The sequence below is a fragment of the Actinoplanes rectilineatus genome (assembly GCF_000962825.1).
Classification (GTDB): domain Bacteria; phylum Actinomycetota; class Actinomycetes; order Mycobacteriales; family Micromonosporaceae; genus Actinoplanes; species Actinoplanes rectilineatus.
Genome location: NZ_JZKF01000002.1, coordinates 184,969 through 198,384, shown reverse-complemented (window position 1 = coordinate 198,384; position 13,416 = coordinate 184,969). Strand labels below are relative to the sequence as shown.

General features: G+C 73.6%; 11 protein-coding genes. All 11 read right to left on the bottom strand.

Annotated features, from left to right (window positions below; translation table 11 throughout):
- Positions 1–37: 37 nt before the first annotated feature.
- Positions 38–1,978 (bottom strand): ArnT family glycosyltransferase, encoded by a 1,941-nt coding sequence (locus WH85_RS02035; RefSeq protein ID WP_045739975.1) that lies wholly within the window; start codon positions 1,976–1,978, stop codon positions 38–40.
- Positions 1,979–2,016: 38 nt separating this feature from the next.
- On the bottom strand, positions 2,017–3,732 hold the full coding sequence (locus WH85_RS02030; protein WP_052720084.1) for a glycosyltransferase family 39 protein: 1,716 nt from the start codon (positions 3,730–3,732) through the stop codon (positions 2,017–2,019).
- A gap of 44 nt (positions 3,733–3,776) precedes the next feature.
- The gene (locus WH85_RS02025) at positions 3,777–4,904 is read right to left on the bottom strand and encodes a glycosyltransferase (protein ID WP_045739974.1); all 1,128 of its coding nucleotides are present in this window, start codon (positions 4,902–4,904) and stop codon (positions 3,777–3,779) included.
- 10 nt (positions 4,905–4,914) lie between these two features.
- The gene (locus tag WH85_RS02020; protein ID WP_045739973.1) at positions 4,915–5,697 is read right to left on the bottom strand and encodes a class I SAM-dependent methyltransferase; all 783 of its coding nucleotides are present in this window, start codon (positions 5,695–5,697) and stop codon (positions 4,915–4,917) included.
- 53 nt (positions 5,698–5,750) lie between these two features.
- A complete protein-coding gene (locus WH85_RS02015) occupies positions 5,751–7,133 on the bottom strand; it encodes an NDP-hexose 2,3-dehydratase family protein (protein ID WP_045739880.1) in 1,383 nt (460 codons plus the stop codon).
- Positions 7,130–8,119: an NAD-dependent epimerase/dehydratase family protein gene (locus WH85_RS02010; protein ID WP_045739879.1), complete on the bottom strand. Its 990-nt coding sequence runs from the start codon at positions 8,117–8,119 to the stop codon at positions 7,130–7,132. Before WH85_RS02010 ends, WH85_RS02015 begins: the two co-directional genes overlap by 4 nt.
- Entirely contained in the window at positions 8,110–8,718 is a 609-nt protein-coding gene (locus WH85_RS02005) for a dTDP-4-dehydrorhamnose 3,5-epimerase family protein (protein ID WP_045739878.1), read from the bottom strand. Before WH85_RS02005 ends, WH85_RS02010 begins: the two co-directional genes overlap by 10 nt.
- Entirely contained in the window at positions 8,715–9,836 is a 1,122-nt protein-coding gene (locus WH85_RS02000) for a DegT/DnrJ/EryC1/StrS family aminotransferase (RefSeq protein ID WP_045739877.1), read from the bottom strand. The genes WH85_RS02005 and WH85_RS02000 overlap by 4 nt, the downstream gene beginning before the upstream one ends.
- A gap of 35 nt (positions 9,837–9,871) precedes the next feature.
- Positions 9,872–11,092, bottom strand: coding sequence for a glycosyltransferase (locus tag WH85_RS01995; protein WP_045739876.1), 1,221 nt, complete (start codon positions 11,090–11,092; stop codon positions 9,872–9,874).
- A gap of 21 nt (positions 11,093–11,113) precedes the next feature.
- A complete protein-coding gene (locus tag WH85_RS01990; RefSeq protein ID WP_045739875.1) occupies positions 11,114–12,235 on the bottom strand; it encodes a glycosyltransferase in 1,122 nt (373 codons plus the stop codon).
- 110 nt (positions 12,236–12,345) lie between these two features.
- Positions 12,346–13,416 carry a glucose-1-phosphate thymidylyltransferase gene (locus tag WH85_RS01985; protein ID WP_045739874.1) on the bottom strand — a complete coding sequence of 357 codons (1,071 nt, stop codon included), beginning with the start codon at positions 13,414–13,416 and terminating at the stop codon, positions 12,346–12,348.

The window sequence follows — 13,416 nt, the reverse complement described above, 5'->3', positions numbered from 1 at the left end:
TCGTGGTGACCGAAGCCGATGTCCACGAGTGGTCGCGCTATCGGCAGCGGTACAGGACCTGATCGCGGGGCGGCGCCACGTCGGTCACCACCCGGCAGGTCGCGGTGACCCACGCGGCGATGGCGCCGATCGTGCCGGTGTCGCCGTCACGCCGGCCGGGATCCCCGGCCGCGGGCAGCAGGAAGTAGCGCAGCTCGCCGGTCCCGACCAGCGCCTCGACCCCGGCCGGGGTCGGCTGCGGCACGCTGCCGTGGTTGCCGCCCATCGGCAGATAGGCCTGCCCGGTGGCGGCGATGTAGGGCGACGCCATGTGCCAGAACGTGGTCGCGGCCAGGAATCGGGCGCCGTCCCGGTGCGCGGTCAGGTACGCGTGGAGCCGGCTCTGCTCGGCGGTGAGCACACCGGTCGGGCTCAGGTCGTTGCCCCCGGCCGTACCGGCCCGGCCGCCGGGTCGTGGGCCGGCCGAGGCCTCGAAGGCGTCCCCGCCGTACCGCGGATCCAGCACCGACGCGGCCCAGAACACCGGAGTCGCCACCATCGCCGCCACCGCGAGCGCCATCGCCGCGACGCGGACCCGCCGGAGCGTCCGGGCCACGGCCAGCACCAGCAGCGCGATCGCGCCGGCGGCCGCCACCACCCACCACAGCCAGGGCAGGAAGTCCGGGAACCGGCGGCTCAGGTGGATCGTCCAGAGCAGCTCGGCCACCACCAGGACGGGCAGTTGCCACGGCGCGTCGCCGTCCCGCAGCCCGGTCCAGGCCCGGACCACGGCCAGCGCGGACAGGACCGCCAGCGGCGGGGCGAGCGAAGCCAGGTACGCCTGGTGCGCGATCGTCATGCCACCGAGCACCGCGGCCACCACGAGCAGCCACAACCCTCCGAAGAGGAGCCCGGCCCGGAACGGGTCGGTCCGGGGCGCCCGGCCCCGGGCGATCAACCCGAAGAGCAGACCGAACAGCGCCAGTGGGTAGAGCCAGCCGATCTGCGAGGCGTACCGGGCGCCGGCCAGTTTCGCCGGGCCACCCTGGTCCGGGGTCTCCTGCTGTTCGAAGCCGCCGCCCTGACCGCCCTGGCTCCCGTGCGGGCTCTCCTCATGAACGCCGCCACCGTCGCCGGCACCGGCGTCGGTGACCCGGACCGCGCCCGGGACGTGCCAGCCGAAGCGGTCGAACCCGTTGTAGCCGAACACCATCGCGATCGCGCTGTCGTTCGTGCTGCCGTCCACATAGGGCCGGCTGCCGGCGGGCGTCGCCTCGTACAGCGCGATCCAGGACAGCGAGACGGCAAGGGTGACAGCCCCCGCCGCGGTGAGCCGGCCCAGCCGGCGCCGCCACCCGCCGGGCGCGGCCACCAGGAAGGTCACCGCCATGGCCGGCAGGATCAGCCAGGCCTGCATCATCTTGGCCTGGAAGCCCAGCCCGACCCAGACACCGGCCAACAGCAGCGGCCCGAGCCGGCCGGACGTCAGCGCCGCCAGGAAGGCGTCGGCGGCGAGGACCAGGCAGAGGGTGAGCAGGCCGTCCTCCATCGCGTGCCCGAACATCGAGGCGACCACCGGCGTCAGCCCGAACAGGCCGGCGGCGAGCAGCCCGGCCGCCGGCCCGGCGAGCCGCCGCCCGATCCGGTACATCACCAGGACGGCGACGACCCCCTCGACGACCTGGGGCAGGGCCAGCGACCACTCGTGGAACCCGAAGAGCCGGGCCGAGATCGCCTGCGGGACGAAGGCCCCGGCCAGCTTGTCCAGGGTGATCGTCGCGCCGGGGTCCAGCGCGCCGTAGAGCAGCGCCCAGCCGTTCACCGACATGCTCTTCACCGCGAGCGCGTAGTAGGACGCGAAGCCGCTGTCCTCGATGCGCCAGCCGTAGAGCACCGCGGTGATCGCGGCCAGCGTCAGCAGCGCCGGCCGCGCCCAGTCCGGCTGGCCCTCCGGTGACCGCCAGAAGGCGATCCTGATCGACGGACGAGAAGGGTTCACCGGCGTCTTTCCCTCCAGGTGACGCCGGCGTGTCCGGATCACGCGCCGCCCGACGCCGGGCCGGCGTTGGCATCGAAGGAATTGCCGGAATAGTCGGGGTCCAGAACCGAGACGGCATACGTGGCCGGCGCGGCGAGCATGGCCGCGACGCCGAGCACCAGTCCGGTCCTGATCAGGGCCGGAGAGGCGCCCCGGAGCACCCGCCCGAGGACCAGCACGATCAGGGCGGCCACGCCGAGCGCCACCGCGCCCCACTTCGCCACCGTCAGGAAGTTCGGATAGTGCGACCACAGCCAGGCGGCCCAGGCCACCTCGGCGGCGACCGCGGCCGGCAGGACCCAGCCCGGCCCGCCGCCGTCCCGGTACGCCCGCCAGAACATCACGATGCCGAGCGCGGACAGGGCGGCCACCGCGGGGGCGAGATCGGCCACGAACGCGGTGTGGTCGACCGCGCCCAGGGTGAACACCAGCCCGAAGGTCAGCAGCCAGAGACCCCACATCACCAGGCCGCCGCGCACCGGATCGGTCCGGTCCGTCCCCCGCCGGCGCCACAGGCCGTACAGCAGAGCCAGCAGCGAGAGCGGGAACAGCCAGGCGATCGCCACGCCGAGGTGACCGTCGAACAGCTTGGTCCAGCCCATCGGGTCCGGCCGGCTCTCCCGCTTGGACTCGTCCCCGCCGGGCGGCCCGACCGGCCCGGCCGGCATCTCCCCGGCCCGCGTGTCCGGCAGCCCGGCCATGTCCTGGCCCTTCGTGCCGACGTTGCCCTGCTCCAGGTCGTGGGCCTTGGAGCCGACGTTGCCCTGGGTGTCCTGCCCCTCGGTGCCGCTCTCGCCCAGCACCGGCGGGCCGCCCCGCAGGTTGGTCGCCGCGGCGCCGGGGATCTGGATGCCCAGGCGGCTGAGGCCGTTGTAGCCGAACACCTGGGCGACGGCACTGTTGTCGGTGGTGCCGCTGATCCAGGGCCGGTCGTCGGCCGGGGTCAGTTCGTAGAGCGCGACCCACGACAGCGACACCGCCAGCGTCACCACACCGGCGACGCCCAGGTGCCGCAGCCGCCTACCGAGGCCGGCCGGAGCGGTCAGCAGGTAGCCGACGGCCAGGGCCGGCAGGATCAGCCACGCCTGCAGGCTCTTGGTCTGGAAGGCGAGACCGACCCAGACACCGGACCAGACCAGCGACGCGAGCCGGGCCTCCAGAACCGCGCGCTGGTACGCGTCGACCGCCAGCACCAGGCACATGACCAGTGCGCCGTCCGGCATGCTGTGGCCGAACAGGGACGCGGTGACCGGGGTGAGCGTGAAGATCCCGGCGGCGAGCAGTCCGGCCGGTGCCCCGGCCCAGCGGCGGACCACCCGGTACATCACCAGCACCGTGATCACGCCCTCGATCACCTGCGGCAACGCCAGCGACCAGGCGGAGTACCCGAAGATCTTGGCCGAGACGACCTGCGGCACGAACGATCCGGCGAGTTTGTCCAGGGTGTACGTGGCCTCTGGATCGGCGGCGCCGTACAGGAACGCCCGCCAGCTCCCGGACATGCTCTTCACCACGTCGGCGTAGAGCGGCGCGTAGTCGACCAGCCGCAGGTTCCAGGCGTACAGCACCAGCGCGACCAGAGCGATGCCCAGCAGCGCGGGCCGGGCCCACCGGGGCTGATCGGCCGGCGAACGCCACACCGCCCAGCGCGGGGGACGGTTCTCGGGCGCCGGATTCCGTGACGGCGACGGTAGATCGGTCAGTGTTTCGGACACCCCGGTACCTCCAGGCGGGAAATGGCGTCGATAGGGGCGGGCGGTCAGCCCGCGGCGCACAGCAGACGGGCGGCCGTCGTCGTGCCGTCGGCGCGGATCGTGCCGGCCACCGCGGTTGCCCGGGCGCGGACCCGCGGCGCCAGGGCGGCGCCGAGCGCGGCGGCGATCGAGCCGGCGGTCGGGGACGGGCCCTCGTGTGCCACCCCGATGCCCAGCGCGGCCACCCGGGCGGCGTAGTGCGGCTGGTCGGCGATCTGCGGCACCACGATCTGCGGCACGCCGGCCCGGGCAGCGACGTGCGTGGTGCCGGTGCCGCCGTGGTGGACGGCCACCGCCACCCGGGCGAACAGCTCCTGCTGGTTCACCTCGCCGATCGCGAGGCAGTCGTCCCGGTCGTCGGGCAGCGCCAGGTCGGCCCAGCCCCGGGCCAGGATCACCCGGCGCCCGCGGGCCCGGCAGGCCTCGACGACCAGCTTCGCCACTCCGGCGGGCGCCGGTCCGCTGCCGAAGCCCACGTACACCGGCGGCTCGCCGGCCGCCAGGAACGCCGCCACCGCCTGCGGCAGCGGCCGGTCGTCGGGGGTGATCCACGCGCCGGTCTGCACCGCGTCGAGGTGCGGCGGCCGGGGCGCCAGCACCGGATCCGCGGCCAGCCAGGGCCGATCGGTGCAGCCGTAGTCGAAGAGGCCGGTCACCGGCGGCAGGCCGATCGCGGAACGCCGTTCGTTGAGCGGGCCGCCGAACATCCGGTCGGCGCCCTCGTTGTAGCGGGCCCGCATCGCCGGCGACGGCAGCAGAGGCGGGGAGGAGACCGCGTAGACGTACCGGATGCCCAGCTTCTCGGCCACCGACCGGACCGCGACCGCACCGGAGAACAACCCGCTCGCCACCACCGCGTCACAGCCCCCGGCCACCGCCGGCAGCGTGGCGAACTGCTCGGCGATCCGGGCCGCCACCAGCTCGGGCTCCGGCGGTCCACCCAGTCCGCGGGCACCGGCCAGCACCGGCTCCCCGGCCAGCGCCAGCGGCACGCCGGTCTCGGCAAGCCGCGCGGCGAAGTCGGACGGCGCGCACATCCTCGTCTCCACGCCCTGCTCGCGCAGGCGTACGGCCAGGGCGATCAGCGGCTCCACGTCACCGCGTGGCCCGTGCGTCCACAGCAACACCCGCATCCGGCTCACCTCAGCGCCGGATCGCGGTGATGCCGACCGTGGTGTACCGCAGGACGAACGCGCCACCCTGCTCGTCGATCGCCGCGCCCAGGTACGCCAGGAACCGGGCGCGGACGTCCTCGGCGAGGTGGTTCAGGCCGCCCTGGGTGGGCAGGATGTCGAGCCATTCGTCGCGGGTGTAGGTGCGTTCCCAGGCGAATCGCAACGGCTCCGGCTCACCGAACGCGGCGGTGCGGCGAATGCCCTCGGCGGCTTTCGCGAACGGCTTCTTGTCGCCGTCTCCGCGCGGGGTCTCGCCGGGCGCGTCCGGAACCGCGCGGCGATAGGCGTTCCCCTGCGCCGCCATGATTTCCGGCGGCAGGGTGAAATCGTTCTCGAAAAGGGCGAGAACCCCGGTCGGCGACAACAGGCCGGCGGCTTTCCGTGCTCCCTCGAACGGGTCCACCCAGTGCCAGGCGGTGCCCGAGACGACCGCGTCGAAGGTACGGCCCGCCGGATCCCAGTCCTCGAACCTCGCCACCTCGACGTCGAGGCCGCGACCGCGGGCGAAGGCGGCCATCCGGGGGTCCGGCTCGACGCCGAGAACCGTGCATCCGGCCGCCTGGAAAGCGCGGGAGGAGATGCCGGTGCCACAGCCGGCGTCCACGATGGTCGTACCCGGGCTGATGGCCACGATCCGGTCGATCAGCGATTCCGGATAACGGGGGCGGGCGCGGTCGTACCGTTCGGCTTCCAGACCGAACCATTCCGCTGTCCGCCGACTGTCCTGCAATTCAGGAGGAGATGGGGGCATGACCTCACCATAGTTACGTTCGACGATGTCCATGTGCGGCGGGAATACCGGGCTCAGCCCAGCCGGGCGGCGCCCGCGTTGAGGATCGACAGCAGCGTCCGGGCCTGGACGTTGAGGTAGTGCCCATGCCCGGCCAGGGCGCCGAGCTGGCCCGGGGTGGCCCACTGGAAACCGGCCGGCGGCCGCATCGGGACCTCGTCGGCGACGTCGACGAAGAGGTAGCGGCTCTCCGCGTGCAGGAACCGGCCGCCCTCCTCGGAATGCAGGGTCTGGTACCGGATCCGCTCCGGTGGGGCGGCCAGCACCAGGTCCAGGAAGGCCGGCCGCTGCCCGGCCGGCAGGTGCGCCCAGTTGGCCGGATCGCACTGCACGGTCGGGGCCAGCTCGACGGTGTCCAGGAACCCGGCCTCGGCCTTCGCCTGGACCAGCAGGTGCGGCACCCCACCGATCTCGCGGACCAGGAAGGCGGTGACGCCGGTGCCGGTCGGCTCGATCAGCGGCTGCGTCCAGCCGGCCACCTCCCGGCTGCTCGCCTCGACGGCGACCGCGACCACCCGGAAGAAGCGGTCGTCGGCCCGGCGGATGGAGTCCCGGTCCCGGTCCCAGCCGGCCAGGCCGGACAGCGGCCGGCGCTCGATCACCGGCGACCACCGGGACCGTTCGACGGTGAACCAGGACTGCAGCTCCGCGTCGCTGTTCAGCGCGCCCGGCTCCGGCCCGGCCACCGGCAGGCAGGCGATCACCGTCCGGGAGTCCATGTTCACCACGTTGTCGGCCCGCAGCAGCTCACCGATCTGGCCCAGGGTGAGCCAGCAGAAGTCCTCGTGCGGCGCCACCTCGCCGGTCGCCTCGACGAGCATGTTGCGGTTGAACTTGCGGTAGAACCAGGCGCCGTGCTCGGACTGCAGCACGTCGGTGAGCACCCGGCCGCGGTCCGGGCCGGCGAAGTGCTCGAGGTAACGGACACCGGCCCCGCGGTGGACCCCGGTGTAGTTGCTGAAGGTGGCCTGCACGGTCGGCGACAGCTGCAGCAGGTTGCGGTTGCCCGGCTCCATCTTGGCCTGCAGCAGGAAGTGCAGGACCCCGTCGAACTCCTTCGCCAGGATGCCCAGGATGCCGACCTCCGGCTGCCGGATGATCGGCTGCTGCCATCCGCCGGTGTCCTCGCCGAGGCGGACGGAGAGCCCTTCGACGCTGAAGAACCGGCCGGTGCGGTGCACCAGATTGCCGGTACCCGGCGCGAACGACCAGCCGTCGAGGTCGTCCAACGCGATCCGGTCGACCCGGAACCGGTGCGCCCGGGCCCGGCCGGCCAGCCAGTCCGGGAAGTCAGCGGTCCGCATCGTGTGCCCCGCGGCGGTCTGCGCCGCCGAGCGCCGCAGCCGCTCCGGCAGGGTCCCGTCGACCCGGGGACGCAGCGCGACGGCCGCGGTCACGGCGCCGCCGCCTCGGCGACACAGCAGGCGACGGTACGCGCAAGCGCCTCGTCCAGCGGCACCCGCGGCCGCCAGCCGGTGACCGCCCGGAACGCCGACGCGTCGATGGTGACGCTGTGGAAGTCGCCGGCCTCGGCGTGCGCGGGCGGCGGCACCGACACCACCCGGACCGGTGGCTCGCCGGTCTCCGCGGCGACCAGCTTCGCCACCGTGGTGAACACCTCGCCCAGCGGCGATCCGTGACCGGAACCGATCAGCCAGGGTCGGCCGGCCAGGTTCTCCGCGTGGTCGGCCGCCGCCACGACGGCGCGGGCCACGTCGTCGATGTAGACCAGGTCGCGGCGGACCGTGCCGTCGTGCCACATGGTGATGTCCTGGCCGGCCACCGCGCGGCGCACCATCAGCGACACCACGCCCTTGTCCCGGGCGGTGGACCGGGGCCCGGCGCCGAAGACCGTCGGCAACCGGACCGGGACCGCCCGGACCACACCCTCGGCGTGCGCGGCCAGCAGGATCCGCTCGGCGGCCAGCTTCTGCCTGTCGTACTCCCCCGCCGGGCGGTCCGGCTCGCTGCCGTCCAGCACCGCACGATCGGAGGGACCGACCTGCGAGGCCGCACCGGTGAACACCACCCGCACCGGCGGGCCGGGACGGCGTACCGCGTCGATCAGATCCCGGACCAGGCCGACGGTGATCCGCTCGGCCGCGGCGTCGCCGTCGGCGACCCGCCAGGTCGTCGATCCGGCGATGTACGCCACGGCATGGATCACGATGTCCGCGCCGGCCACCGCCGCGGCCATCCGGCCCGGCTCGCTGAGGTCGGCGGCCAGCACCTCGACCTCGGCCACCGCGTCCGGCGGCACCGGGGCGGGGCGGCGGGACACCGCGCGGACCCGGATCGGGCGGGCGGCCAGCTCCCGCAGCACCGCGGAGCCGACGAAACCGCTCGCGCCGAGCAGCGCGACCAGGGGTGGTTTCACCGCCACAGCTTCGCCTCCACGTTCCGGCACAGCGTGTAGTCGTTCAGCAGACCACGGTCGCGGGCCTGGGCCAGCGTCGGCGCCACCGCGTCCCGTTCGGACTGCCGGATCTCGATGCCGTCCGGGACCGGCAGGCCGATCGCCGGGTCGAGCGGGGAGACCGCCAGTTCGTTGGCCGGCACGTACCCCTCAGACATCAGGTACACGACCACCGAGTCGTCGCGCAGCGAGAGGAACGCGTGCCCCACGCCGACCGGGATGTACAGCGCCCGGGAGTTGTCGCCGGTGAGCTCGGTCGCCGACCAGCGGCCGAAGGTGGGCGAGCCGACCCGCAGGTCGACCAGGAAGTCCAGCACCTCGCCGTACGGGCAGTAGACGTACTTGGCCCGGCCGGGCGGGGTGGCCGTGTAGTGGATGCCGCGCAGCACGCCGCGGGCCGAGCGGTTGTGGCTCACGTCCCGGACCGGGAAGAGCGGGCGGTCCAGCGCCTCGGCGAACGCCGGATCCTGGTACGGCGAGGTGAACAGTCCCCGGGTGTCCGCGTACACCGCCGGGGTGAAGAGGAAGGCGCCGTCGATCGCGGTCGGCTCGACGGTGGCGGTCACAGCGTCTCCAGGACCGAGCGCAGCGCGTCGATGACCCGGTCCTGATCGGACTCGGTCAGCGACGGGTACATCGGCAGCGAGAAGATCTCCCCGGCGAGCGCCTCGGTGACCGGGAGCGAGCCGCGGGCGTACCCGAGATGGGCGAAACCGCTCATCGTGTGCACCGGCCACGGGTAGCTGATGTTCAGCGCGATGTCGTACTCGCGGAGCGCCTCGATGATCCGGTCGCGCTGGGGATGGCGGACCACGTACACGTAGAAGACGTGGGTGTTGCCGGGGTTGGTGGCCGGCAACTGGAGGCCGCCCGGGCCGGTCAGGTCGCCGAGCCGCTGTTCGTAACGCCGCGCCACGGCGTTGCGCCCGGCGATGTAGTCGTCCAGGCGGGTCAGCTTGCGGCGCAGGATCTCGGCCTGGACCTCGTCGAGCCGGCTGTTCTGCCCCGGCGAGCGGACCACGTAGTAGACCTTGTCCATGCCGTAGTAGCGCAGCTGCTTGAGGTTGCGGTCGACCTCCGCGTCGTCGGTCAGCACCGCGCCGCCGTCGCCGTACGCGCCGAGCACCTTGGTGGGATAGAAGGAGAACGCGGCCGCGTCACCCATCGTCCCGGCGATCCGTCCGTGGTGCCGGGCCCCGTGCGCCTGGGCGCAGTCCTCCAGGATCTTCAGGCCGTGCCGTCCGGCCAGGGCGGTCAGCGGCGCCATGTCGGCGCACTGGCCGTACAGGTGCACCGGGAGGATCGCCCGGGTCCGCTCGGTGATCACGCCGGCCACCTGGTCGACGTCGATCAGGAAGTCGTCGGCGCGGACGTCGACGAAGACCGGCGTCGCCCCGGTGGCGGCGATGGCCACCACCGTCGGCGCCGCGGTGTTGGAGACCGTGACGACCTCGTCGCCGGGGCCGATGCCCAGCGCCTGCAGGCCGATGGTGAGCGCGTCGGTCCCGTTGTCCACACCGGTGCCGTGGGCCAGCCCGTGGTATGCGGCGAACTCCGCCTCGAACCCCCGGACGCTCTCGCCGAGCACCAGCTGCCCCGAACCGAAGACCCTCTGGACGGCGTCGAGGATGTCGTCCTTCTCCTTGGCGTACTCCGTCAGGTAATCCCATACACGCGTCGTCACTGGCTGGCTCCCGATCGTCGGAGGGCGGTCACTCGTCACACCGCGACCGGCGGCCGCTGCCGGTTGACCGCGTCGAACAGCAGTCGGGCGGCCACCGCGGTCCCGTCGGTACGGATCGTGCGGGCCAGCGCGGCGGCCCGGGCCCGGGTCTCCGGGGCCAGCGCCGTGGCGAGCCCGGCCGACAGCGAGTCCACCGTCGGTACCGGGCCGTCGTGCGCCACCCCGGCGCCCAGCCGGGCCACCCGCTCGGCGAAGTACGGCTGGTCGGTGTACTGCGCGATCACGATCTGGGGGCAGCCGGCCTGCGCGGCGGCGGTCACCGTGCCCGCGCCGCCGTGGTGGATCACCGCCGCCACCCGGCCGAACAGCAGCCGGAAGTTGGTCTCCCCGACCGCGAAGCAGTCGTCCCGGTCGTCCGGCGAGACCAGGTCGGCCCAGCCCTGGGAGAGCACCACCCGGCGGCCCCGTCCGCGGACCGCCGCGATCGCCGTCCGGGCCGTGTCACCGGTCTCCGAGGTGCTGCCGAACCCGACGTACACCGGCGGCGAACCGGCGTCCAGGAACGCCTCCAGCGCGGCGGGCAGCGGCCGGTCGTCCCGCAGGAACCAGGCGCCGGTCTGCACACCGCGGTTTCCGGGCGGCAGCGGGGCCAGTGTCGGATCCGAGGCCAGCCAGGGCTGCTCGGTGTGGGCGTACCCGAAGACGTCGGCGACCGGCGGCAGGCCGAGTGCCGCCCGGCGGTCGTTGACCGCAGCGGCGAACCGCTCGTTGAACCGCTCGCGCCGCTGATCCCACAGCGTCTGGTGATCGGTCACGTCCGGATCGGTCGGCTCGTCCAGCGGCGGCCGGTGGTGCGGCGAGGGCAGGTACGCCGGGCTGTAGGCGGCGTAGAAGTACGGGACGCCGAGCTTCTCGGCCACCGACCGGACGGCCGCCGCGGCGGACAGTTCGGCGGTGGCCACCACCGCGTCACAGCCCTCGGCGGCCCCCGGGACCTGATCGAACTGCACCCCGACCTGGTCGGCGGTCATCCGGCGCTGGTCCTCCGCGGTCGGCGGCGGCATGCCGTCGGTGAGCATCATCCGCATCGCGCCGCCGACCGGGACCAACGGCACCCCGACCTCGGCCAGCCGGTCCGCCGACGAGGGCGGCGCGCACACCCGGACCTCCGCGTCGAGCGTCCGCAGCCGGGTCGCCAGCGCCACCACCGATTCGACGTCGCCCCGGCTTCCCGAGGTCGACAACAACACTCGCATGACGAATCCCTTCGCTAACGGTCACACGGAGAGGCGGGCCACGTCGGCCAGGATCCGGGCGGCCACCACCGTCCCGTCCGCGTCGACAGTGCCGGCCACGGCCGCCGCCCGGGCACGGGTCTCCGGCGCCAGCGCCGTGACCAGGGCAGCCGTGAAGGCGTCGAGATCCGGGGCCGGACCGTCGACGGCCGCGCCGATGCCCAGCTCGGCCACCCGGTCGCAGTAGTACACCTGGCCCACGATCTGGCGCACCACGACCTGCGGGACGCCGGCCCGGGTGGCCACGTGGGTCGTGCCGGTGCCGTCGTGGTGCACCGTGGCGGCGACCCGGCGGAACAGCGCCTGCAGGTTCACCTCGCCGACGGCGAGGCAGTCGTCGCGGTCGTCCGGCAGGGCCAGGCCGTCCCAGCCCCGGGACAGGATCACCCGGCGGCCCTGGGCGCGGACCGCCGCGACGGCCACCTCGGCGGCCTCGGCGGTGCCGGGCGAGCTGCCGAATCCGACGTACACCGGCGGCGTCCCGGCGGCCAGGAAGTCCGTCACCACGGGTGGCAGCGGCCGCGCGTCGGGCAGGATCCACGCGCCGGTCTGCACCGCTGCCAGGCCGGGCCGCAGCGGGGCCAGCACCGGGTCGGCGGCCAGCCAGGGCCGGTCGGTGCTGGTCCAGTCGACCAGGTTCGTCACCGGCGGCAGGCCGAGCTCCGCCCGCCGGCGGTTGAGGACCCCGCCGAACAGCGTGTCGGCGCCCCGGTTGTACGCGGCCCGTTGCTCCGGGTCGAGCGCGGACGGCAGGTGGATCGGGCACAGGGCGACGTAGTAGTAGGGGATGCCGAGCTTCTCGGTCACCGACCGGACCGCGGCGGCGCCGGAGAGCAGGCCGGTGGCCACCACCGCGTCGCAGCCCTCGGCCAGCGCCGGGATCCGGTCGAACTGATCGGCGATCCCGGCGGCCGCCTCCTCCGGCCCGGGACGTTCCGGCCGGCTGATCGGGATCAGCGGAACGTCGGTCTCGGCCAGCCGCTCGGCGCTGTCCGGCGGGGCGCACAGCCGTACCTCCGCGCCCTGTGCCCGCAACCGCACCGCCAGCGCCACCAGCGGCTCGACGTCCCCGCGTGATCCGCAGGACCACAACAACACACGCATTCGCCTACCCCATTCCGTCGGGCGCGAGCCCCATCATGCTGAAGAGAGTCGATGTCCACGAGGCGTGTCCGAGTGACCGATCCGGACGCTTGGACACGCCTCGCCGCCGGTCACGAGTACGCGCAGATCTGGGTCCGGCTGTGGTCGCCGAGCAGCAGCCGGTGCGCCCGGGGCAGCCGCGGCGCCGGGGTGACCTCCACCTCGCGGCCGATCAGCGAGGCCTCGATCCGGCCCACCCCGCGGATCACCGAGCCGCCGAGCACCACCGAGTACTCCAGCTCGCTGTCGACGATCCGGCAGTCCTCGGCGACCGAGGTGAACGGGCCCAGGTAGGAGTCCTCGACCACCGAGCCGGCCCCGATGATGACCGGACCGACGATCCGGGAGCCCCGGACCACCGCGCCCGGCGCGACCGTCACCCGGCCGATCAGCTCGGAGTCGTGGACCGTCCCGGCCACCTCGGGTTCGAGGCCCTCCAGGACCAGCCGGTTGACCTCCAGGATGTCGGCGACGTTGCCGGTGTCCTTCCAATAGCCCTCGGTGATCGTGGTGACCACCGGCTGACCGGTGTTCATCAGCCCGGCGATGGCGTGGCTGATCTCCAGCTCGCCCCGGGCCGAGGGCGCGAGCCCGGCCACGATCGGGTGCACCGCAGCGGTGAAGAGGAAGACGCCGACCAGCGCCAGGTCGCTCTTCGGGTGCTCCGGCTTCTCCTCCAGGCCGATCAGCCGGCCCTCGACGTCCAGCTCGGCCACCCCGAACGCCCGCGGGTCGGCGACCTTGGTCAGCATGATCTGGGCGGCCGGGCGCTCCGCGCGGAACTGCTCCACCAGGTCGGTGATCCCGCCGATCAGGAAGTTGTCCCCCAGGTACATGACGAAGTCGTCGTCGCCCAGGAACTCCCGGGCGATGAGCACGGTGTGCGCCAGGCCGAGCGGGGCCTCCTGGGGCAGGTAGGTGACCTTGAGGCCCCAGTCCGACCCGTCGCCGATCGCGCGCTCGATCTCCTCGGCGGTGTCGCCCACCACGATGCCGACCTCGGTGATCCCGGCCGCGGCGATCGACTCCAGCACGTAGAAGATCACCGGTTTGTTGGCTATCGGGATCAGCTGCTTGGCGGACGTGTGCGTGATCGGCCGCAGCCGGGTTCCCGCGCCGCCCGCGGGTATCAGAGCCTTCAC